Here is a 21,616-nt window from a genome sequence, read left to right as displayed (position 1 = left end):
TGTGTTTAATGCTTTAGTATACTGTAATTTGCTGTTCGTCAAGTTGGTCTTTTGGAAAATTTATCAGCCGAGTTTTGCCATCAGCTCTATGTAAAATATCTAGATCAGCCATTACTATACCGAGAGCTTTCGTCGCCAATTTAACTTGCGTCGGATCTACTCCTAATTCTTGGCGGGCTAATTTCTTCGCTTTTCTATTATTCGTATAGGCTATTAGCAGTTCAGGATAGTCTGGCATGTCGTCTAACTGAGGTATATACATTCCATAGGCAGGTTCTGTTCGGACGAAGTAATTTACAATCTTGCCTTGTCGATTTTTTACTCCCCAACGTTCACGTTCTGCTACTAAAGCTTCATTCCTTTCAAGATAATCGTAATATATATCTGTATGATGGTTCTCGGGAGATATTATTATGTGTCCAGTTGGCTCCCCGTTTGTAGATAATTCTCGCGAGAATATAACTAACCCAGACGGATGAGGTTCAGTCGCCATATCTATGTCAAGATGAGTTGACGTAACGTAAAAAGATTCCATATTTATACCTAACGTGAAATGGTGGGAAATGCAGGGCTCGAACCTGTGACCTCACGAATGTGAATCGTGCGCTCTAGCCAACTGAGCTAATTTCCCGTAATTACATCTGTCGTTTTACCTAACGAATTCGTGATGTGAGTTAATTATAGTTCAGGTTTCAAGTCCTGACAAGTTACGCTGAGTATGTCCTATTGACTTTTTTACACAAGTGTGGTATAAATTAAAGTAGCTTTCGTTGATGAGTTGAGTAAATCCTTGTCCGAAAGCGTACTTTGACAGGCAATCGAACACAAGATGAGTTTTTATTTCTTTTTAGGAATAATTGAGAGGAATGAAATCTCATCTTGTGTTGTTAAGAGAACAACACTTCGCTGCACACCCGCAGAGATGAGAACACCAGAAGAAAGGTGAAAACCATGTCCATGCGATTCGAGACCTACGTAATCCACCTTAATATGGCAACTAGGTTGCTCAGTCTATTTTGGAAGGACATTCGTCGCACTGTTCTCGACGATATCCTCAATGATTTCCGTTTTGAAGATCCCGTCAAGGAGCTCTGCTTCAGAAAGTCTATTGAATCAGTACAGGATCATACGGAGAGTCTAGGAAATCTCGTATACTACTACTTCCTTGGGGAGTGTGACAAAGAAGGGGTTGATTCTGATGGGCTTGACGCAAAAGACACTGTAGAAGATGTCTTCGACGAGGCTCTATCAGCCAGACTCTCATTCACAATCATTAAGGAGGTCTTGGGGAGCATCCCCATGGAAAACGAAGAAGAGGCAAATTCAGTGGCTGATCTTCAGGTCACAATCTATGACATCCTTCTCCATATCATGAAGATTTCCAGTGGTTACCTGCAATCCTAGCGATTCTCTACTCTGCATGGCAGGTGATTGTTCTTTTACGATTGCCTGTCATGTAGACTCTGAACTTATGACATTAAAAATCACCCTAACTACGGGTGATTTTCTTATGGTAAAAAAATTCAATTCTTGGTGCGGATGAAAGGACTTGAACCTTCACGCCGTGAGGCACATGCTCCTAAGGCTAGATGATTAAGCTTTCTTTTCACTTAGCGGAGGAACTACACACACCGCCGACAAAAGGCTTACAATAGGCAATAAAGGCAAAAATGATATAAGAGTTCTAGCTCGTTGTTTTTGTTTGTTATTGTACGGGGCGCAAGGAGTCAATTCTGGAGTCTGGGGCGGAGTTTAATTAGCCAAATTGAATAAGTAAAGTTCTCTACTCTTAGAGGTGGTCAATTTTAAAAACAAGAGTGATATAATGGTACTTAAAGTTTTTAATAAGGGGTGGCGAATCAACTAAGCAAAAAGGAATAATGCCTCATGAGTAAATGGGAAGATCGTATACAGAATAGTGCCACATACACTGCAGCCAAGAAACTATTAACCAGATTTGATGAGGTAGATCTTGGTAATGTATCTCTTGAAGCAATCGATGATATTAATCGGGCAAAACTAGTCATTGAACTTTTAATAGATAGACTTAATAATACAGACGACCGCTTAATATCAATATCAAATCTTGACAATATCAACAACTATCTTTCAGGTGTAAGCTCGTGCTTTGATAACTGGCAAAACTATCGTAATGATGCGTATCTAGATATTTCTTATATGAATGGATATATCGATAATATATTGTCATACATCCCTTCATTAACACCCGCTATGGACATAAAAGAAACTCGCAAAGCTATTGCGGGATTGAATAGGTCAGTCGGTCAATATAAGCGTGTAGCAGCAAAAGAGATTAATAGCATATCCGCTAAAGGAGCCGCCTCAGAAAAGACCATTGACGAAAAAGTTACTGAAGCTAAGAACGAGTTTGAAACACTTGGTGCAAAAGTGGCTGAACTTAATAAAGATTTAAAAGACATAAAAGATTCGTCAAATAAAATCTCTGCTGAGCAGCAATTATCATTTACAAAATCTGAAAATGTACGCAATGAGATGGTTAATAAATTTATTGAAGAGCAGAAACGTACAATTGAAGAGACATTTAGCAAAAAGAGCAATGAAGCCGATCGCATTACGGATGACATAGATAAAAAGCTAAACGCCACTGAGGCGAAGGCAGAGGATAGTCTTGCTAGAATAGACGAACTACTGAATATAGCTGGAGACAAAACATTAATTCACGACTATTCTAGTAGTGCTAAGGAAGACATGGAAGCTGCTGATAAATGGCGTAAAATAACGACGCTCTTACTTTTTGTGGTATTAATATTTTCTTTCTGGGTAGTTTGTGAAGTTATTGATACTAAGGACGTGTCATGGCAACTCTTAGTAGCTCGAGCATTTGTTATGCTATTTGCTGGAGGTGTAGCAGGATATACAGCCACTCAATCAAGCGAGCACCGCAAAGCACAGCGAGCTAACCAACGAACAGCTCATCAACTTAAAGCACTAAAGCCTTATCTGCTAAGTATTGAAGGTGATGTAAAACTAAGAAATGAAATTATCAAAACAGTTGCATACCGAATATTCAATAATGAAGAGAATAATCAAGTCAAAAAATCAAAAGGATTATTTAAAAGCAAAGAGGAGGCTCCTATTATGAGTTCGCAATTGATTGAGTTGTTATTAGATTTAGCAAAGAAAATTCCTGTTAAATAAAAATATTAAAAATGTGGTAATTTATTTTATCTACCGATATACTTACTTACAGAAATATTTCACAATATCAAACTATGCGGATGTGATGGAATTGGTAGACACGCATGTCTTAGGAACATGTGCCTCACGGCGTGAAGGTTCAAGTTCTTTCATCCACACCAAGCATATAAGAGTTACGGATCCCTAAAGACTCTCTTTATTTTATGTTGAATTGCAATAATTATTGCGACACCTCTCCTAACAAATTTAATTCGTGCATGAAACGTTCAAATGGCGTATCAAACTCTAGGCATTTTCTCGGTCTGGAGTTTTTTATATATAACATCTACTAGTTCTTTATTTTTGATTTTAGCTAAATCAGTTTTCTTTGGAAAGAATTCTCTAAGTAGGCCATTACTATTTTTCGCTAGTCCCTCTTTGCCAAGCGCTATATGGATCTGCGAAATAAAAGTCTACGTTTAATTCATTTTTTACTTTTTCATAACAAGCAAATTCCTTACCTCTATATTATTTCCATCGTTTAGGGTAAGATAACTATGACTCATATTAACCTCTGTGTGTGTTTTTGTTGTTATTAACATTTTACACGAAGTTAGTATGAGTTTTTTACTTGCTAGAGGTGCCGCATTTAATTTTACAATCTATCATATACTTTGAGGCGCATTGCGCTTCGGCACTTACGGTCTTATTACCACTCAAGGCTGATAGACCTCCAGATGCTATGCGAGCAAATAGTGGCGCCCCGGTTGTGCCAGTTAGCTCGGCTACTGATTTCTTACTGAGTTCCTGTGCTGGTGCGCCAAAGGACATTATGTGCAGGTTTTCTATGCTAGTAAATAGCCACGGACTGAAGTCCATAATCTCGATATCGTTTGGATGTTTTTTTGAGTCAGACATTCTTCGGTTATTTTATCCACGGATGTTTTGCCACTATCTCAAGCACCATATAACCCGACCGTGAATGACTCAGAGTTTGGTACTTTGACGAGCGCTTCAGCTAGATCTTTAGCAAAATCAGTGCGATCAACCTATCTTCTTTGACTGTCGTTACTGGCTCATCGGGGTTTTATCAGACCTTGTCATCTTGTTCTGTCTCATTGCGAGTAATCAAATCATAGGCCAAACTAGAAAGCGATATGTAGTGAATAGCCAGGTTACGCTCAAGAGCTGCTGCCGGTGTGTGCGCTTTTTCATTGCGTAAAAATTGTATGGTCAGGTTCAGGTAACCGACACCGCGGAAGAAATCTTTTTCGGCATGGGTTGTGCCGTCCGATTTGCCAAACAGTTGCATGTAGTATTTTCTGTTCTCGGCATTCATACTGAACACTTCGGTGGCTTTTTCGTTGCCAGTTATCTCTTGCAGTTTGCTGCGTACCAATTTGTATGCTTCGTCCACCGCATGGAAGTAGTCCTCGTTGATTAAGTACTGTTTGATGTGGTCGTAAACATTTTTGTTGATCTGTAGCGATATAAAGTCGTTGTCTATAATTGCGAGCGGTGTTTCATCTATCTGTGTGGCGGGCGTGATATTTCTAGCACCCAGTATGTCGCGGCCTGATACTTTTGACTTGGCATACAACTCTACGCCATCAAGTGCCAAGTTTTTGTTGATGGTCGCCAAGACTCTTTTGGTGTTCCAATTTATATCTCTAACTTCCGGATGGAAGAACTCGGCCAGGAATTTCAGGAACTTGGCGTCTTCTGTTTCCAGCAGGTCAAACTTATCAATGTACCAGTTGTCATCCCAATCATCGTTATTCACGCGGTGCTGCCACAGGTCGCTCTTCATGTCAGGGTAACGGCTGTCGGTAGATGGTAGTTTTTCTAGGTTGAATATGCGCTCCCAGAACTCTACTTCGTTTAATCTGCCATAAAAGTCGATGGCCATGTAAGTGTCCAGAACTTCTAGGATGGCATACCTGGTTATCTTCGTGATTTTATTGGTCATCTGTACATCCTCCGTGGCGCATCATGACTTTGTCTCATATACATCAAACAGCATGACGTGAACTTCAACTTGTCGGCCGTTATCGTCAGGTTTGGCCATAACAAAGCGCCACTCACCATCGCGCTGCTTGATTGTGCGCACGTAGTCGCTTCGTTCAGTAAATATGAGTTCGACTTTACTTTGTATATCAGAGAAGTTAGCGTTGTCTTTATTGAATATAACGAGTGCGGTTTTGGCGTCGCGCCAAGTCAAATAACCCAAAAGCTGGTCTATGCCTCTGTCTATATATTTCTGACCTTTCCATAGCTTACATTCAGCAACAAAAGTCGCTTTATTGTCGAAGGGTATTGAGATGTCTGTTTTGCCGCTCTTGTGGAATAGCTCGCCGCCGACCGCGCCACTCTTTATGCTCGCAGACAAGCCGACCAGCAACATATCCCGGAGCGCTTCTTCGTCCTTTGATTCTGACGCTCGGTTGGTTTCCATAGATGCACCCATGCTTCGTATGGTTTCAAGTATCGTTTCGTAATCTTTGCTTGATATTGTTCCACCAGGTTCATCTTTTTTGGTTGAGAGTGGAGTCAGCTTTTGCACTGAAATCCTAACTTGACTTAATGGGCTAGGATTGTTTGATTTTTCAAGTGGTATATTCAGCGCAGTCTTTATCGAGTCGAGTTTATTTATCTGCTCAAAACGTTTGGCGACTGCTTCGGCTACCACGCCTTTAACACGCTCTTCAAACCCAGATAAGTCGCTGTTTATATAATCTATGTTTTGTTGTATTGATGCTATCTTTCCGTCTAATGCATCCTTTATCCGCTCCGCAGTGGTGTTTGATTCAGTAAACTCCAACGCAAAAGTCAATTCGTTGCCAGTAATCACGGCATCATCATACGTCATTCGTATTCTAGTAGGAGTGACTTTGAATAGGTCTGCGGAACCAGTGAACGGTATCGTAATAACGACCTTATAGCCGGGCACGCTGATTGGACTATTGTCAAATGCTTGTACATACATATTGTTGCCGGTGACATCTACCTTGGTCTCCACTATGTCCTGAGTTTTGTTGTCCGCCAACAGTACCAGCGGGGCTAAGTTATAGCCAGACACGATGTGATCAACTATTCGCTCCTGACTGTTTGCTTCAAAAACACTCTTTTCAATATTACTGGCTTTTTGACGAGCGTCGACAATAATACTCTCTGACCATTCGTGCCATCCGATTGCGTAAAATAGATAGTTCTTTGATCGACCATAATGCATATTACTTAAATTATATAATAAACCCAGCAAATCTGATTACTCAGATTTGCGACTTTGTACTAAACTAAGTTCTAGCGTGGGCGTAAAATCTCACCATTTTAGAGTAAAAATTCAAAAAATCGCCCATTCGGGCGACAATTGGGTTTTTTACTCTAAAATGGTGCGGATGAAAGGACTTGAACCTTCACGCCGTGAGGCACATGCTCCTAAGGCATGCGTGTCTACCAATTCCACCACATCCGCATAACCTGATTATATCAAAACAAATTCTACTTATCAACTGTCCGCGCTTATGCTAAAATTGAAGTAACATACCAAGGAGGATTGATGAATAAAGTTGCGAAATATTTGAATGAACATCTTAGTGGCGAAGTCGCGTCGCAGGATTTTGCATTGAGTCAAGTTGAAATTGACAATGGACTTTTAGCGCGCCGGCCAGAAATGATTGTTCGCGCGGCTAATATGAACGACATCAGGAAAGTGATGCGATTTTGTTCTCAATTGGCAGAGAAAGGTCATGTTTTACCTGTGTTTGTTCGTGGTTATGGCAATGATGAAACTGGCGCAGCGACGAATAAAGGTATTGCAATCGATGAAAAAACGTATATGAATCGTGTGGTTGGTATTGATCCTCGCCAGCAACTGATTCATGCTCAGGCGGGAATTTCTCTTTCGGCAATCAATGCGACTTTGTCTACTCATAAAGGCTTGGGTCTGCCGCGAACTTCATATGTGGCAGAAGGAGGCACAATTGGTGGCGCAATTAACACAGCTCCGTCTGGAATGTTATCTGGCGCACATGGTCGTTTTGCTGACACCATTCAGCAGCTTGAAATTGTTCTAAGTAACGGCGACGTGATCCAGACTGGGCGCATATCTCGACGTGAATTGAGTAAGAAAAAAGGCTTATCGACGTTTGAGGGCGAGATTTATCGAGAGATTGACAATTTAATCTCAGATAACGCCGAGCTGATTTCGCAAATGGATCCAGCTCTGCCAGATACGGTTGGCTACAGCGGGATTTCTCGGGTGAAGCAAAAAGACGGGTCGTTCGATTTGACGCCGCTGTTTATTGGTAGTCAGGGAAGTCTGGGTGTGATTTGCGAAGTTATTATGAAGGCACAATTTATTCGTCCAGAATATTCAGTTGTTGCCGCATCATATAAAAAGTTGCCAGACGCGCAATCAGCCGTGGAATTAGCGATGAAAAATAAGGCGTCGGCAGTGGAAATAATCGACGGGCGATTCTTCCGCCAGGCTGCGGTCGTCGGTAAAGTGGTTGAGTGGGCGCCGAAAGAATGCTTTAAGGGCGCGGTGGTCTTGGCTATCTTTGACGACTTTTCTGACAGGGCACGTAATAAAGCCGCGAAGAAATTGACTAGAAAATTGGAATCATCGGAAGCGATTGACATAAAAACTCTACATTTAGAAGAGCAGGATTTGTTCAGTTTGCATTCTGTTTTGGCTTTGGCGGAAACTCCAAGCGAGCCGCATATGATTACGCCGCGCGTATTTTCTGGGATTTTAATGGCGCCAGAAAAGATTGACAGTTTCCTTAGCGAGTTGAAGTCGCTGGAACCTAAGTACGGCGTGGATTTGCCAGTTTTTGTTGACTTTTCAAGCGATTATATTTCTTTGCATCCGACGTTTGACAGTAAAAAGGTAAGTGAGCGCCAGAAGATTCTTCAGTTGTTAGCGGAAATTTCTCAGATTGTTAATAAGTATGAAGGTTCTTTTGCGGGCTTTGGTGGTGACGGAAGATTGAAGGCTAACTTTATCTATAAAAATCTGCCAGATGATGAAAAACAATTATACGCAAAGGTGAAAAAAATCTTTGATCCAGCTGGAATTTTTAACCCAGGAATTAAAGCGGAGGCCCAGCCGAAGGAGTTGGCGGCGGAATTAAACGCGTGGTGTAAGCTGCGTAATCAAGCTTGATACTGGGTGAGAATTGGGCTATAATTGACGCGTAGCCCACATGCGGATGTGGCGGAATTGGTAGACGCGCTAGCTTCAGGTGCTAGTGTACGCAAGTACGTGAAGGTTCAAGTCCTTTCATCCGCACCAAGAATTGAAATTTTTCACCATAAGAAAATCACCCGTAGTTAGGGTGATTTTTAATGTCGTAAATTCAGAGTCTACATGACAGGCAATCGTAAAAGAACAATCACCCGTCATGTAGACTATATAACGTCAGTCAATCCAGGGATTGCTGAGTACGGCCTCGTCGCGGCTGTATTCTCGTTGCATGGATTCTCCTGCGTACATCAAGCACAGAAGAGTATCATCAATCTCGCTCAAGATACTCTTGAACTGGTCTTCGTCCGTCATGGTGGCGACGTGCTTGTCAACGAAGATTTTCAGCTCCTCTAGGGCTGAAGAGACGCGTACAGCATCGTTGTAGATGTTGACGCCTACAACGATGGCTGGGGCTTGCGCGAGACACATGTTCGCATAGACCTGGAGGTCTTGCACTCGTTGACACGTGTCGCGAATCATTTGGACGAATCGCCTTACTTGAAGGACGGGGATATACTCGTCCTTGCAGATAATCTCCATGGCGGTGTGCCATTTCGAACTCAGGTCTTTCGTCGTAGCGGAAAGATCGTCAGAGACATCGATAAACATTGTGCTATCTTTCTGTTCTCTCATCTGCGTGGGTGCAACGTATTGTGTTCTTTACAATACAAGATGAGATCTTATCTCTCTTATGGTGGTTTTAAAAAAGAAATAAAAACTCATCTTGTGTTCGATTGCCTGTCAAAGTTCACTTCCGGACAAGGATTTACTCAACTCATCAACGAAAGCTACCTTCATTTATACCACACTTGTGTAAAAAAGTCAATAGAATATATAAAAACAGCCTCAAATGAGACTATTTCAAAATGATTTCAGGGGATATATGACAAGCAGCCATAAAAAAGAATGTGGATCAACTCATCATATATCCCGCGTTGTCAGTCTTCTGTCCCCGTGTGGTCCAGAAGGCTTTGCGCTACTTGCGCCAGCACGATAGCTTCTCTCCTCAGTTGGTCAAGAAGTTTCCTGACCTCTACATCAGTGGCAATCGCGTGTGATATCATACCTTCTTTCGGGATATAGTCGAGGGTTAATTTCTTCCCCTCGACAGACGCGGTTGCTCGACGAAGAAAATTCTCCAGTGCCGTCGTATTGGTCTTTTTATTCACGGTCTTTGCTCTTCCTGCGTTTTCTCGCCCTCACTGTGATATATGCGCATTCTTTATGCACAAGACGAGATTTTATCTCTTTAAAGCTCTTAGAAGAAATAAAAACTCGCCTTGTGTTTCGGCTACTTGTCAATGAACGTTTTCGGATGAGGAGCAATCTCAACTCATTAACGAAAACCAATATTACTTATACCATTCTATGGTGATTAAGTCAATAGAAGGCTCTCAACTTTTGTTATTTGCTCAGGAACTTTGATAAAATAACAGAGATGGAAGATAAAAGAAACGTAATTGATAAGTTTAAGGGTCGGAGCGAATCGGAGATTATAAGCGAGCTGGATTCTGAAGATCACGGTTTGGTGATTGCGCTGGAAAATACCGAGCGGGATTTTAATATGGGGACAATTGTCAGGAGTGCCAACGCGTTTGGTGTGCGGCAGATTTATGTAATTGGGCGCAGACAATGGAATAAGCGCGGTGCGATGATGACAGATAAATATCTTCACATTACGTATCTGGCGACGACGGAAGAGTTTGTTGAGAAAATGCGGACTGAAGGCAGGGAAATTATTGCGATTGATAATATCCCAGGAAGTGTTAATATGTCGCAAACGTCGCTACCAAAGCACGCGGTTTTGGTGTTTGGGCAAGAAGGGCCGGGGATTTCTGCGGAGCTGGCTGGCGCTGCGGATAAGATTGTGGCGATTGAGCAGTTTGGTTCGACTCGCTCCATAAACGTCGGTGCGGCGGCTACCGTGGCGATGTATTGTTGGCTGCAGCAAAATGTGCTGGCGGAAAACAATTAGTTGATTTCTACGCCTTGTTGGCTCAAAAAATCACGAGTTTCATCATCTAATTTACAATTTATGAAACGCGATCGTGCTGCCAATTTCCCGCTACCATAGATAAATTGCGTTTCCTCGTCATATTTCATACCACGGAAGTCGCAGTCTTTTGCTTCAATAATAGCTTTTACGCCGCGAAAATCCACATTCCGAACCGACGAATCGGTAAAATAAATTGGTTGCCCGTAGATGTGCTTTGCGTTGTCCAGATTACAATTCTGAAACACGAAAAAGCCCATGACAAACTGGCCAAAATCAACGCTACCAAAATCCTCATCCGTAAAGCGAGCAAACTCGCCTTCTTGAATGGCGGGATAACGCTCGCGTTGGTAGGCGGAAAAATCGTTAGCACGAATAGATTCGGCGATACGATGCGTGATGTTGTCCATAAATTAATGATACACCATTATTTCTCGCAATAACTCCGTCAGTTCCTACTTTACAAAAAGCATGAAATTTACTATAATAGACGTATGATTTTACCTAAATTCCATCATTCACACGTGTTGCCGAGGTAGGACTCTGATTTTTGATTGTACGCGCCGAGTTCTGCCTCGGCGTTTTTGATTGCTATAAATAAGAAATAATGACATAATGGAGCTAACATGAGCAGTTTATCTACACAAAGTTACAAAGGTTCGCGAGACTATTTTCCAGAGGAAAAGCGTCTGCAGAATTATATTTTTAATGTTTGGCACAAGACGGTTGAGAGTTTTGGCTATGAAGAATACGGTGCGCCGCTGTTGGAGCCGCTAGATATTTATCTGGCGAAGTCGGGTCAGGAATTGGCGGGCGAGCAAACATACGCTTTTGAGGATCGTGGTGGTCGAATGGTGGCAATTCGCCCTGAGATGACGCCGTCGATTTCTCGAATGGTGGCGGCTAAGCGTCAGGAACTGGCGATGCCTGCGCGGCTGTATTCAATTGCTAATTTTATGCGCTATGAACGGCCGCAACGTGGGCGTGAGCGTGAGTTTTGGCAATTAAATGCGGATCTGTTCGGCGTGGACGGCGCGGCGGCGGACGCGGAGATTATTGAGCTGAGCCACGCTAGCGTGATGAATTTTGGTGCTAAGCAAGAAATGTTTACGGTCAGGGTTAATAATCGCCAATTGATCAATCGTCTAATGAGTCAATTTTTGAAGCTCGATATTGTTGGTTCGACGATGATGATGAAGTTGCTTGATAGGAAAAATAAGATTCCTGCCGAAGAATTTAAGCGTCAGGCGATTGAGATTTTTGGCAATCAAGCGTCGGAAGGTCTGCCGAAGTTAGCAAAAATGATCAGCATGAAATCTGTTGATGATTTGCCGAGCGAATTGATGGAAGATGAAAGTGTCAAGCAGCTTCGCGAAGTGATGAAATTGCTTAGCCAAAAAGGCATTACGAATGCAGTGTTTGATGTTACTTTGATGCGCGGTCTGGATTATTACACGGGCATGGTTTTTGAGCTTTTTGACAATTCACCAGAGAATAACCGAGCGTTGTTTGGTGGCGGACGATATGACGGATTGGTCGGGCTATTCGGTGTTGAGCCGATTGCTACGGTTGGCGTTGGCATGGGCGCGACAACGATGGAGCAATTTTTGGAAGTGCACGGCCTATTGCCTAAATTGGCGTCTAAAACAGATGTATATATAATTCCGGTGTCAAAAGAATCTATGGCTGGCGCGGACGATTTGGCGCGAAAATTGCGCAGTGAAGGTGTGCGAGCAGAACTGGATATCACTGGTAGAAAGATTGACAAGCAGATAAAAGCGGCGTTAAAAAAGCAAATTCCGTTTGCTGTGTTCGTGGGTGAGGATGAAATTGCTAGCGGCGCATACACGGTTCGAAACTTGGTGGAATCTGATGAGCAGAAGGTTGGCGCTGAACGAATCGTGACAATTGTCAAAGATCGTCGATATGATGGCGATGAAGACGCTCTGTTTGAGGTATAGCCTGATATCTGTTATAATTAGTCTTTATGAAGACTACTGTAAAAAAACTATCAGATACTAAAGTTCAATTGACGATTTCTTTGGGCGCTAGCGAATTGGCTGACGCGGAGCAGGTTTCCTTGATGAAGTTGGCGCGTGACATCAAAGTTCCAGGTTTCCGCAAAGGAAAAGTTCCCGCAAGCATAGCCGCTAAGCACATTGATCCGAATGTGCTTCAGGAGCAGGTTCTGGAGAATGCTTTGTCAAAGGCAGTAGCTGAGGCGTTTTTGCAGGAAAAATTGCAAGCTTTAGATCGACCTAGTGTTGAAGTTAAGAAGTTTGTTCCTGGTTCTGAGTTGGAATTTACGGCTGAAGTTGAAGTTATTCCGCCAGTAAAATTGGGCGATTACAAAAAATTGACAGCGAAAAAAGAAGTAGCCAAGGTCGAGGATAAAGATGTCGACGAGGTTATTGAGCGAATCCGTAAAAACTACTCTGAAAAATCAGAGGTCAAGCGTGCCGCTAAGGCTGGCGACGAAGCCGTGATTGACTTTACGGGAAAGAAAGACGGTGTGGCGTTTGACGGTGGTTCGGCTAAGGAATATGGCTTGAAGCTTGGCGAAGGTCAATTCATTCCTGGATTTGAAGAAGGTGTGATTGGTCATAAGGCTGGTGAAGAGTTCGATTTGAAACTGAAATTCCCAGAGGATTATCACGCTGAGAATCTGGCAGGTCAAGACGTTGTGTTTACCGTGAAACTTCACAAGGTTAATGAATTGAAATTGCCAGAACTAAACGATGAATTTGCTGCAAAATGTGGTCCATTTACAGAGATGAAAGAAGTAAAAGCAGATATCAAGCGTGAACTCACCGCACAAAAAGAGCGTGAAGCTGATGAGAAATTTAAGGACGCGTTAGTTGGTGAGTTGACGGAAAAAAGTAAAGCCGCGCTGCCAGAACTTTTGGTTGAGGATCAATTGCGATCAATCGAGCGTGATTTGACTCAGAATTTGATGTATAGCGGACTGAGTTTGGATAGCTATTTGAAGACTCAGGGCTTCAAGGATAAAGATGAGTGGGTGAAGAAAGAGGCTCGTCCAGCGGCCGAAAAGCGCGTTAAGGCTGGTCTAGTATTGGCTGAATTGTCAAAAGAATTGAAGATTGAGGCTTCTCGTGATGAGATTCAAGAACAGATTAATTTCTTTAAGCAGCAATACGGCAAAGATAAGAAAATATTAGAGCAATTTGATAATCCAAACGTCCACCGTGACATTGCCAACCGAATGATTACAGATAAGACCGTTGCTAAATTGGTTGAATTAAACACGAAGAAATAGGGTAAATATGCCAAAATCATATCTCATTCCAACTGTCGTTGAAAAGTCGGCCGACGGCGAGCGTGCTTTTGATATCTATTCGAGATTGTTGAATGAGAGGATTATTTTCCTTGGCGAAGATGTTAACGAGCATACCGCGAACAGCGTAGTGGCGCAATTGTTGCATTTGGCATATGTTGACCCGCAAGCTGATATATCGCTATATATCAATAGCCCAGGCGGTAGTGTTTATGACGGAATGGCAATTTACGACACGATGAATTTTATAAAGCCCGATGTGGCGACGTATGGAATTGGTTTGCAGGCAAGTATGGGGGCGTTTTTGCTCAGCTCTGGCGCTAAGGGCAAGAGGTTTTGTTTGCCGCACGCTAAGGTGATGATTCATCAGCCGTCTTCTGGAACGCACGGAAAAGTGACCGACATGGAAATTGACATGAAGGAAACTTTGGAAGTTAAGGAGATGTTAGCGAAGATTATGGCGAAAAACACCGGTCAGAAGTTGGCTAAGGTTAAGTCCGATATGGAGCGTGATTATTGGATGACGCCAGATGAGGCCGTAAAGTACGGTCTAATCGACAAAGTCTTGACTAAATTGTCGTAAAAAATTGCGTGTTTGTTGTTAAAACTACTAGTGATTCTGCTTGTGGTTTTTGAGGGATATTGTCATAATTTGAGATAGGCAAGGAGGGCTTATGAGGCAATATTTAGACGCATTGAAATACGTTCGTGATAACGGTGTGCAAAAAGGCGACCGTACGGGAACGGGGACGACGGAAGTTTTCGGTATTCAGACGCGATATAATTTGGCGGATGGATTTCCAGCTATGACCACGAAGAAGTTATATTTCAAAAGCGTCGCTCATGAGCTTTTATGGTTTCTTAAGGGTACGGGCAATATTGAATATTTGGCGCAAAACGGTGTTCATATTTGGGATGAGTGGCCATACAAAAATTACCTAGAAAAAACTGGTCAGAAAATACCGGAAATTAACGGCGATGAATGGCGCGCTGGAATGAAGGAATTTATTGATAAGATTGCGAATGATCACGCATTTGCTGAAGAATGGGGAAATTTGGGTCCTGTTTATGGTGTTCAATGGCGAAAATGGCCGGACGGGAAGGGCGGAACTATTGACTAGATTCAGAACGCTATTGACATGATAAAGACGAATCCAGAGTCGCGTCGAAATATCGTGAGTGCGTGGAATGTGGCGGAGATTGATGACATCGTTCAAGCTGGCGGGCTGCCTCCGTGTCATACGATGTTTCAATTTAACGTAAGACCTGGCAAGAACGGCGAGAAGGACAAACTGGATTTGGCGCTGACTCAGCGCTCGGCGGATATGTTCCTTGGGGTGCCGTTTAATATTGCTAGTTATGCGCTGCTTCTATCTATGGTCGCTCAAGTTACCGACAAGCAACCCGGCGAGTTTATTCATACCTTAAATAGCGCACACATCTACAATAATCACCGCGCGCAAGTTGACGAGCAATTATCGCGCCGTCCGCTGCCGCTACCAAAGCTGTGGTTGAATCCAGACATCAAGAGTATCGACGATTTCACGATTGATGATATCCGTCTGGAGGATTATGAGTGCCATCCAGCAATAAAAGCGCCGATTGCGGTGTAGTGTGACTCTCACGGTCAGTGATTTGCACTTATAGCCTGAGTGGCTAAGGTTTATTTTTTACGGAGATTTTTCTTCGGCAGAATTTTATATCGTCTGGTGTCGGGATTAAACTGTATATCTCTATATGTTCCTTTTGCTGTAGAACTGTCATTTTCAGATGTTCCTCTTTCCAGTAAGAACGCTTTGCTATTGACTGTTCCGTTCTTATTACGGGTGGGATTATCAACAAGTATCGCGATGAGAGTGTGTACTGAATTCTGATATTCTGGTATATCTGTAATTTTAAGGTCGTCAATCTTTTCGGGATCTAGGATATATAGATTATATTGCTCATTCATGTGCTTTATCATACCACAAATACCAAATACTGTCAACTTAATAAGGTTATTTTCTTTTATACGTCACAAAATCAAAATCGTAATTATTTTCATTATCTGCCGAATGATGTGCGCGACTTACTTCCTCCCATGCGTCCATATCTATCTCTGGGAAAAAAGTGTCAGCATCGGGAAACTCGGCATTAACCTCTGTGGCGTAAATAGTGTCAATTTCTGGAATATCTAGCGCGTCTTTATAAACTCGTGAGCCACCAATAATAAAAGTTGGATATCGGGATAAAGCTAGGGCGCTTCGTAAATTCATAGCCGTAAGGACTTTTTTGACGCCAGTTGGCTTGGACGAAATGACAATATTTTCTCTGTTTGGAAGCGGTCGCGAACCAATTGACTCGAACGTTTTTCTGCCCATAATGACATTGCTATTTCTCGTCAAGCGCTTAAAATTCACCAAGTCGGCCGGCAAACTTCGCCCCCACGGCATATCGCCATTTTGTCCGATGGCGCGGTTTTTATCGTAAGCTACAATAATGGCTTTTTCCATAATTTCAGTTTAACATGCTGTAAAATTTGCCGAAAGCTTGATAGGAATGCATAAACTTGCCATAATAAGATTTGGTAGAAAAATCACGCAATGGGAGGTGTTTAGTGAGCGTGTACTCAAATAAAGATATATTAGCGGCGATTGAAGATGGGACAATTGTCTGTACGCCGTTCAACCCAAAAAACGTATCGGAAGCCAGCTTAGATTTTACGCTAGGCTTTAATTTTTATAAGCAGGAATATGACGATATTTCGCGAGTTTATAATCCGTTTGACGAGTCCGATGTCAATCGATACTTCAAGGGTCCGCTTAAGGCAATTCCGCACGCCGAATGGTGCGAGCGGCACGGCTTTCGGGAATTTAAGAACATTCCGCCAGATCATCCGATTATTGTTTTGAAGCCTGGTGAGCGAATTTTGGCGCATACGCACGAATTTGTTGGGATTCGGACGCATGGCGGCGCGGCCGAGGTGAAAAGTCGTAGCTCTTGGGGGCGAAACGGCGTTGCGGTGTGTTTTGATGCTGGCTGGGTTGATCCAGGATATATCAATCGGATTACGCTTGAGATTTACAATTTGAACAAGCACGAGAGCGTAGTTTTGCCTGTCGGTGAGAGAATTGGGCAATTGATTTTTCATCACACTGGTCAGGTTGATGGCGGATATGCTAGTGGACGCGGTGGAATGAGCGGCAAATATCAGCACACTGACGATTTGGATGAATTGATAAAAACTTGGCGTCCAGAAATGATGTTGCCGCGGGCGTTTAAGGATCGTCGACATAAACCGATGGAAATCGCGGGACTTGGCGAGGGGATTTTGTGATGATGGCAGGTTCAATGTTTCGATCGCGAACGAAGGAAAAAGAATATATCGATCACAGAAAAAAACATAAGTCTGACGGCTGTGATTTTTGTCAATTGGTAAAGCATCACACAGATCAGGTTGTTGGTGAAACTGCGCATTGTCTGATTATCAAGAACAGATTTGGTTATAATTTTTGGGATGGCTGTGGCGTGGACGACCATTTGATGGTGATACCGAAACGGCACGTGGATTCATTGGCAAATTTGAGCGATGAGGAAAAAATTGACTATATGAATCAGATTGCTAGGTTTGAATCTAGTGGCTATTCAATTTATGCTCGAGCTCAAGGAAGTAAAACCAGGTCAATGGCGCATCAGCACACGCATTTTATAAAAGTTGACGGCAAGGCGAAAAAGATGATGCTTTATCTGAAGAAGCCGCACATTGTAATTACGAGGTGATGATGAGCGACGCGGGAAAATATATAGTTATCGAGGGCAATGACGGGACAGGCAAGTCGACGCAGGTCGCGAAATTGGCGGAATATTTTCGGTCAATCGGGCGAACGGTTTGCGTGATTGAAGAGCCGGGAAGTGATGATCCAGAAAAATCAACTCCGATAGCAAATGAACTTCGAAAAGTTATTAAAAATGGCGATTTGGCGCGCTCTGCGGCGGTGAATGTGGCACTATTTTCTGCAGCTCGGCGTGAATTGTGGCGGGAAAAAATTCAGCCTGCGTTGGAACGTGGGGAGATTGTTTTGAGCGCGAGAAATTATATCTCAACGCTGGTTTATCAGGGGCGAGGCGAAGGTTACGACGAGTCGGAGATTCTGCGATTAACAGAATTATTCACCGATGAAAAATACTTGAAGCCAGATGTTATGATTATTTTGAGTCTGAGCCGTGATAAGCGGGAAGAGCGAATTTCTATGCGCGGCGAGTTGAAAAATCCCGACACTTTTGAGTCGCGTGGGCAAGATTTTCAGAAAAAAGTCGACGATGGATATTTGGAAATTGCCGAGGCGTATGGAATTTCAGTAATTTCTGCTGACGGGACGATTGACGAAGTTCATGATATGTTGATTGATAATATTGAAAAACACTAGTAAAACCCCTTGATTTTATTGACACTTTTCGTCATAATGAGTAGTTATAGAAGTAGTGTATTCATGGCGGGTGAAAATTGCGAGTGGCAAATCGTGATTTTGGGCTATGAATTAGAGATCTTCACGGCCGTCTATTAACCACTAATTAAAGCGAGGAGTGTTTACGCCTGTGGCAAAAAAACCAACCACAAGTAGCGAGCGCGTCTATTTCACCTCTGGTGATAATGCCCTGCCGCTACCAAACTTAATCGCTCACCAAAAAGATTCTTGGCGCTGGTTCGTCGAAGAAGGTTTGAGTGAGATATTTTCAGAAATTAATCCAATTGACGACTATACCGGTCAGAAGTTGTCATTAAAGTTCGGCAAATACTATTTTGGCGAGCCAAAAAACACTGACCAATTTGCCAAGGAAAACAACTTGACATTTGAGGCTCCATTGCACGCAACAGTTGAATTGACAAACAAGACAACCGGTGTAGTTGAAGAGCAGGAAATTTACCTCGGTGAATATCCATGGATGACCGAGCGCGGTACATTCATTATCAACGGTACGGAGCGCGTGGTTGTTAGCCAGTTGATTCGCTCTGCTGGTGTTTTCTTCACTGCTGAAACAGTAGCGGGACGTAATTACTACGGCGCAAAAATCATTCCAGGACGTGGAGCTTGGATGGAATTTGAGACGGCTTCTAACGGCGCGATTTACGTAAAAATTGACCGCCGCCGCAAGATGCCAGCAACGACTTTGTTGCGCGCTTTGGGCTATCCAAAGACTAGCGAAATTAAGGAATTGTTCGCTGATATTGATACTGGCGACGTAAAATACATTGACGAAACTTTGGACAAGGATACTTCTCGCGGTGCCAATGAGGCGTTGATTGAGGTTTATCGTCGATTGCGTCCAGGCGATTTGGCGACAGTTGATAACGCTCGTCAGATGATTGAGCGAATGTTCTTTGACTTCAAGCGGTTTGATTATTCGCGGGTTGGTCGTTATAAATTGAACCAACGCTTGGGTCTGGATGTTGCAAATACAGCAGAAAATCGTACGTTGCAGATGAGCGATTTGGTGGCGATTTTGCGTGAAGTTATTCGCTTGAACAATACGCAAGAGCCAGCTGACGACATTGACGCATTGAGCAACCGCCGAGTTCGCTTGGTTGGTGAATTGATTGCCCGACAATTCCGCGTTGGTATGCTTCGAATGCAGCGCAATGCGATGGATCGTATGAGCGTGGCTGATTTGGAAAGTGTTAGCCCAAGTCAATTGATCAACGCTCGTCCAATTGTTGCGGCTGTTCGTGAATTCTTTACTTCAAGCCAGCTGTCGCAGCTACTTGACGAAGTTAACCCATTGTCAGAATTGAGCCACAAGCGACGCTTGAGCTCGACTGGTCCTGGCGGTTTGACTCGTGAGCGCGCTGGATTTGAGGTTCGCGACGCCCACCCAACTCACTATGGCCGCATCTGTTCGGTGGAAACGCCAGAAGGTGCGAATATTGGTTTGGTGTTGAACTTGGCGGCTTACGCACGCGTTAATGAATATGGATTTATTGAGACTCCATATCTTCGCGTGAAAGACGGCAAAGTGACTGATGAACTTGTTTACTTGGATGCTTCACAGGAAATTGGCGAGGTTATCGCTGACGCTGGTGAGGCTCTTAACGAAGACGGAACTTTCCGCGACGAGCGCGTTAACGCCCGTAGTAACATGCAGCCATCGCAAGTTGATGCTAATCAAGTTACATTCATGGACGCAGCTCACCGTCAGATTTTAGGTTCAACTGCGGCGCTGGTTCCGTTTATTGAAAAGACGCGCGTTGACCGTGCTTTGACTGGTTCAAACATGCAACGCCAGGCGGTTCCTCTATTGTGTCCAGAATCTGCAACTGTCGGTACTGGAATTGAGAAGGCTGTGGCTGAGAATAGTGGTCACTTGATTCAGGCTAGTGGTGACGGCGAAGTTGTTCGCGCTGACGCTGACGAAGTTCATGTTAAATATGCTGACGGCGTAAAGATTTACACATTGAAGCATTTCGTGAAGAACAATGACGATCGTTGTTACAATCAAAAAGTCCGCGTTGAGCGTGGCGACAAGGTGAAGAAGGGCGACATTCTGATTGAAGGCGCTTCAATTGCTGGCGGTGAAATTGCTCTAGGTAAAAACCTTCTGGTTGCCTTCATGCCATGGGGTGGCTACAATATGGAAGATGCGATTATCATGAGCCGTCGTTTGGTTGAAGATGATCGATTGACAAGCATTAACATTAAGGATTACACCGTTGAGGTTCGTGAGACGAAGCTTGGTCCAGAGATTGTGACGCGCGATATTCCAAACGTTTCCGAGGAAAGTTTGCGTCATTTGGACGAGAACGGAATTGTTCAAATTGGTTCCGAGGTTAAGGCTGGCGATGTTTTGGTCGGTAAGATTACACCAAAGGGCGAGCAGGAATTGAGCTCCGAGGAGCGTTTGCTTCGCGCAATCTTCGGTGAAAAAGCTAAGGACGTTCGCGATACATCACAGCGAATGAACAACGCGGGCGGCGGTAAAGTTGTTGGCGTTAAGATCTTTAGCCGTGAAAATGGTCACGAATTGAAGGCTGGCGTTTTGATGCAAATTCAGATCTTTGTTGCGCAATTGCGAAAGATTGGCGTTGGTGACAAGATGGCTGGACGCTTCGGTAACAAGGGTGTTGTGGCGAAAGTTCTTCCTGTTGAAGATATGCCATTCCTAGAAGATGGTACGCCGGTTGACGTAGTTTTGAACCCACTTGGTGTGCCAAGCCGCATGAACCTTGGTCAGATTTTTGAAACTCACCTTGGTATGGCGGCACGAGCATTGGGCTACCGCGTAGCAACTCCGTCATTTAACGGTGTTCCAAGTGAGAAGATTTCTGATGAGCTAGAAAAAGCTGGTTTGGCGCGTGACGGCAAGAGTCAATTGTTTGACGGTCGCACCGGTGAACCATTTGAGGAGCGAACAACAGTTGGTGTGATGCACATGATTAAGTTGCACCACATGGTTTCTGACAAGATTCACGCCCGCTCAACTGGCCCATACACGATGGTTACTCAGCAGCCGCTTGGTGGTAAAGCACAAAACGGTGGTCAGCGCTTCGGTGAAATGGAGGTTTGGGCACTGGAAGCTTACGGCGCTGCTGCAACCTTGCAGGAAATGTTGACAATTAAGTCTGACGACGTTTACGGTCGTGCAAAGGCTTACGAGTCAATCATTAAAGACGAGCCGATTGTCGGTCCAAAACTTCCAGAGTCCTTCAACGTGTTGGTTAAGGAGCTTCAAGGTTTGGGTCTTCGAGTTGACTTGGTTGATGACGAAGCAACAGTTGACGCTGAGCACGTTATTGCCTCAAGTGGCCCAGAAGACAAAACCGTTGCCGCTGACAATGAGGAAGAAGAAACATACTTGGACGAATCAGATGACATCGGCGAAATTGACGATGGCATGAGCGTGCAAGATATTGATGAAGTAGAAGAAATAAAGGAGGACGCGTAAG

Annotated in this window: 20 protein-coding genes, 4 tRNA genes and 2 pseudogenes; 14 read left to right on the top strand and 12 right to left on the bottom strand. The window is 43.5% G+C overall.

Translation table 11 applies throughout. The annotated features are described in order from the left end of the window. Positions 1-13 precede the first annotated feature (13 nt). A complete protein-coding gene (locus LRM46_RS03475) occupies positions 14-535 on the bottom strand; it encodes a hypothetical protein (RefSeq protein WP_243813019.1) in 522 nt (173 codons plus the stop codon). 19 nt (positions 536-554) lie between these two features. Beyond that, positions 555-631, bottom strand: a tRNA-Val gene (locus LRM46_RS03470). 326 nt (positions 632-957) lie between these two features. Here LRM46_RS03470 and LRM46_RS03465 point away from each other — a divergent pair. The 3 genes from LRM46_RS03465 to LRM46_RS03455 all read left to right on the top strand — a co-directional run bounded on the left by LRM46_RS03465 (position 958) and on the right by LRM46_RS03455 (position 3,341). After that, the gene (locus tag LRM46_RS03465; RefSeq protein WP_243813018.1) at positions 958-1,404 is read left to right on the top strand and encodes a hypothetical protein; all 447 of its coding nucleotides are present in this window, start codon (positions 958-960) and stop codon (positions 1,402-1,404) included. 483 nt (positions 1,405-1,887) lie between these two features. Then, positions 1,888-3,180, top strand: a complete 1,293-nt coding sequence (locus LRM46_RS03460) for a BAR domain-containing protein (protein ID WP_243813017.1) — start codon at positions 1,888-1,890, stop codon at positions 3,178-3,180. 76 nt (positions 3,181-3,256) lie between these two features. Next, positions 3,257-3,341, top strand: a tRNA-Leu gene (locus tag LRM46_RS03455). A gap of 59 nt (positions 3,342-3,400) precedes the next feature. Here the strand turns inward: LRM46_RS03455 and LRM46_RS03450 are convergent. The 5 genes and pseudogenes from LRM46_RS03450 to LRM46_RS03430 form a co-directional block, all read right to left on the bottom strand. Then, positions 3,401-3,684, bottom strand: a pseudogene (locus LRM46_RS03450) (IS30 family transposase); the annotation flags it as partial. A gap of 102 nt (positions 3,685-3,786) precedes the next feature. Next, positions 3,787-4,077 (bottom strand): hypothetical protein, encoded by a 291-nt coding sequence (locus tag LRM46_RS03445; RefSeq protein ID WP_243813016.1) that lies wholly within the window; start codon positions 4,075-4,077, stop codon positions 3,787-3,789. 172 nt (positions 4,078-4,249) lie between these two features. Then, positions 4,250-5,128 (bottom strand): TIGR02391 family protein, encoded by an 879-nt coding sequence (locus LRM46_RS03440; RefSeq protein WP_243813015.1) that lies wholly within the window; start codon positions 5,126-5,128, stop codon positions 4,250-4,252. A 21-nt stretch (positions 5,129-5,149) separates the two neighbouring features. Beyond that, the gene (locus LRM46_RS03435; protein ID WP_243813014.1) at positions 5,150-6,391 is read right to left on the bottom strand and encodes a hypothetical protein; all 1,242 of its coding nucleotides are present in this window, start codon (positions 6,389-6,391) and stop codon (positions 5,150-5,152) included. 158 nt (positions 6,392-6,549) lie between these two features. After that, positions 6,550-6,634: transfer RNA gene (locus LRM46_RS03430), tRNA-Leu, on the bottom strand. 84 nt (positions 6,635-6,718) lie between these two features. Between LRM46_RS03430 and LRM46_RS03425 the strand changes: the two genes are divergently transcribed. Then, positions 6,719-8,329, top strand: coding sequence for an FAD-binding oxidoreductase (locus LRM46_RS03425; protein WP_243813013.1), 1,611 nt, complete (start codon positions 6,719-6,721; stop codon positions 8,327-8,329). A gap of 42 nt (positions 8,330-8,371) precedes the next feature. Next, positions 8,372-8,458: transfer RNA gene (locus tag LRM46_RS03420), tRNA-Leu, on the top strand. A 126-nt stretch (positions 8,459-8,584) separates the two neighbouring features. Here LRM46_RS03420 and LRM46_RS03415 read toward each other — a convergent pair. Both LRM46_RS03415 and LRM46_RS03410 read right to left on the bottom strand, forming a co-directional pair. Next, positions 8,585-9,043, bottom strand: coding sequence for a hypothetical protein (locus tag LRM46_RS03415; RefSeq protein ID WP_243813012.1), 459 nt, complete (start codon positions 9,041-9,043; stop codon positions 8,585-8,587). A 305-nt stretch (positions 9,044-9,348) separates the two neighbouring features. Beyond that, positions 9,349-9,579, bottom strand: a complete 231-nt coding sequence (locus LRM46_RS03410; protein WP_243813011.1) for a hypothetical protein — start codon at positions 9,577-9,579, stop codon at positions 9,349-9,351. A 269-nt stretch (positions 9,580-9,848) separates the two neighbouring features. On the opposite strand from LRM46_RS03410, the gene LRM46_RS03405 reads away from it, so the two are divergent. Beyond that, entirely contained in the window at positions 9,849-10,385 is a 537-nt protein-coding gene (locus tag LRM46_RS03405) for a TrmH family RNA methyltransferase (RefSeq protein WP_243813010.1), read from the top strand. Here LRM46_RS03405 and LRM46_RS03400 read toward each other — a convergent pair. Beyond that, positions 10,382-10,813, bottom strand: coding sequence for a hypothetical protein (locus LRM46_RS03400; protein WP_243813009.1), 432 nt, complete (start codon positions 10,811-10,813; stop codon positions 10,382-10,384). The genes LRM46_RS03405 and LRM46_RS03400 overlap by 4 nt on opposite strands. A 216-nt stretch (positions 10,814-11,029) precedes the next feature. On the opposite strand from LRM46_RS03400, the gene hisS reads away from it, so the two are divergent. From hisS to LRM46_RS03380, 4 genes and pseudogenes are all read left to right on the top strand, one after another. Continuing rightward, positions 11,030-12,364, top strand: coding sequence for a histidine--tRNA ligase (hisS, locus tag LRM46_RS03395; RefSeq protein WP_129743768.1), 1,335 nt, complete (start codon positions 11,030-11,032; stop codon positions 12,362-12,364). A 26-nt stretch (positions 12,365-12,390) separates the two neighbouring features. Beyond that, positions 12,391-13,680: a trigger factor gene (gene tig / locus LRM46_RS03390; protein ID WP_243813008.1), complete on the top strand. Its 1,290-nt coding sequence runs from the start codon at positions 12,391-12,393 to the stop codon at positions 13,678-13,680. 7 nt (positions 13,681-13,687) lie between these two features. Continuing rightward, positions 13,688-14,281: an ATP-dependent Clp protease proteolytic subunit gene (locus tag LRM46_RS03385; protein ID WP_129635252.1), complete on the top strand. Its 594-nt coding sequence runs from the start codon at positions 13,688-13,690 to the stop codon at positions 14,279-14,281. Positions 14,282-14,372: 91 nt separating this feature from the next. After that, positions 14,373-15,311, top strand: a pseudogene (locus tag LRM46_RS03380) (thymidylate synthase). Between the two features lie 50 nt (positions 15,312-15,361). On the opposite strand, the gene LRM46_RS03375 reads toward LRM46_RS03380, so the two are convergent. Both LRM46_RS03375 and LRM46_RS03370 read right to left on the bottom strand, forming a co-directional pair. After that, positions 15,362-15,649, bottom strand: a complete 288-nt coding sequence (locus LRM46_RS03375; RefSeq protein WP_243813007.1) for a hypothetical protein — start codon at positions 15,647-15,649, stop codon at positions 15,362-15,364. Between the two features lie 46 nt (positions 15,650-15,695). Beyond that, complete coding sequence (locus LRM46_RS03370; protein WP_243813006.1) at positions 15,696-16,190, bottom strand: dihydrofolate reductase; 495 nt, start codon at positions 16,188-16,190, stop codon at positions 15,696-15,698. A 104-nt stretch (positions 16,191-16,294) separates the two neighbouring features. On the opposite strand from LRM46_RS03370, the gene LRM46_RS03365 reads away from it, so the two are divergent. The 4 genes from LRM46_RS03365 to rpoB all read left to right on the top strand — a co-directional run bounded on the left by LRM46_RS03365 (position 16,295) and on the right by rpoB (position 21,615). After that, complete coding sequence (locus LRM46_RS03365; RefSeq protein WP_129635261.1) at positions 16,295-17,014, top strand: dCTP deaminase; 720 nt, start codon at positions 16,295-16,297, stop codon at positions 17,012-17,014. Between the two features lie 2 nt (positions 17,015-17,016). Next, on the top strand, positions 17,017-17,457 hold the full coding sequence (locus LRM46_RS03360; RefSeq protein WP_243813005.1) for an HIT family protein: 441 nt from the start codon (positions 17,017-17,019) through the stop codon (positions 17,455-17,457). Further along, a complete protein-coding gene (gene tmk, locus LRM46_RS03355; protein ID WP_243813349.1) occupies positions 17,457-18,104 on the top strand; it encodes a dTMP kinase in 648 nt (215 codons plus the stop codon). Before LRM46_RS03360 ends, tmk begins: the two co-directional genes overlap by 1 nt. 169 nt (positions 18,105-18,273) lie before the next feature. After that, on the top strand, positions 18,274-21,615 hold the full coding sequence (gene rpoB / locus LRM46_RS03350) for a DNA-directed RNA polymerase subunit beta (RefSeq protein WP_243813004.1): 3,342 nt from the start codon (positions 18,274-18,276) through the stop codon (positions 21,613-21,615). Position 21,616 lies beyond the last annotated feature (1 nt).

This window comes from Candidatus Nanosynbacter sp. HMT-352, from assembly GCF_022819345.1.
GTDB lineage: Bacteria > Patescibacteriota > Saccharimonadia > Saccharimonadales > Saccharimonadaceae > Nanosynbacter.
The sequence above is the reverse complement of the archived record's forward strand: the minus strand, read 5'-3'. Positions and strand labels throughout refer to the sequence as shown.

Bases quoted from the DNA above. Each gene is read 5' to 3' on its own strand.
- LRM46_RS03475 (WP_243813019.1), bottom strand. From the start codon at position 535: ATGGAATCTTTTTACGTTACGTCAACTCATCTTGACATAGATATGGCG.
- LRM46_RS03465 (WP_243813018.1), top strand. From the start codon at position 958: ATGCGATTCGAGACCTACGTAATCCACCTTAATATGGCAACTAGGTTG.
- LRM46_RS03460 (WP_243813017.1), top strand. From the start codon at position 1,888: ATGAGTAAATGGGAAGATCGTATACAGAATAGTGCCACATACACTGCA.
- LRM46_RS03445 (WP_243813016.1), bottom strand. From the start codon at position 4,077: ATGTCTGACTCAAAAAAACATCCAAACGATATCGAGATTATGGACTTC.
- LRM46_RS03440 (WP_243813015.1), bottom strand. From the start codon at position 5,128: ATGACCAATAAAATCACGAAGATAACCAGGTATGCCATCCTAGAAGTT.
- LRM46_RS03435 (WP_243813014.1), bottom strand. From the start codon at position 6,391: ATGCATTATGGTCGATCAAAGAACTATCTATTTTACGCAATCGGATGG.
- LRM46_RS03425 (WP_243813013.1), top strand. From the start codon at position 6,719: ATGAATAAAGTTGCGAAATATTTGAATGAACATCTTAGTGGCGAAGTC.
- LRM46_RS03415 (WP_243813012.1), bottom strand. From the start codon at position 9,043: ATGAGAGAACAGAAAGATAGCACAATGTTTATCGATGTCTCTGACGAT.
- LRM46_RS03405 (WP_243813010.1), top strand. From the start codon at position 9,849: ATGGAAGATAAAAGAAACGTAATTGATAAGTTTAAGGGTCGGAGCGAA.
- LRM46_RS03400 (WP_243813009.1), bottom strand. From the start codon at position 10,813: ATGGACAACATCACGCATCGTATCGCCGAATCTATTCGTGCTAACGAT.
- hisS (WP_129743768.1), top strand. From the start codon at position 11,030: ATGAGCAGTTTATCTACACAAAGTTACAAAGGTTCGCGAGACTATTTT.
- tig (WP_243813008.1), top strand. From the start codon at position 12,391: ATGAAGACTACTGTAAAAAAACTATCAGATACTAAAGTTCAATTGACG.
- LRM46_RS03385 (WP_129635252.1), top strand. From the start codon at position 13,688: ATGCCAAAATCATATCTCATTCCAACTGTCGTTGAAAAGTCGGCCGAC.
- LRM46_RS03375 (WP_243813007.1), bottom strand. From the start codon at position 15,649: ATGAATGAGCAATATAATCTATATATCCTAGATCCCGAAAAGATTGAC.
- LRM46_RS03370 (WP_243813006.1), bottom strand. From the start codon at position 16,190: ATGGAAAAAGCCATTATTGTAGCTTACGATAAAAACCGCGCCATCGGA.
- LRM46_RS03360 (WP_243813005.1), top strand. From the start codon at position 17,017: ATGGCAGGTTCAATGTTTCGATCGCGAACGAAGGAAAAAGAATATATC.
- tmk (WP_243813349.1), top strand. From the start codon at position 17,457: ATGATGAGCGACGCGGGAAAATATATAGTTATCGAGGGCAATGACGGG.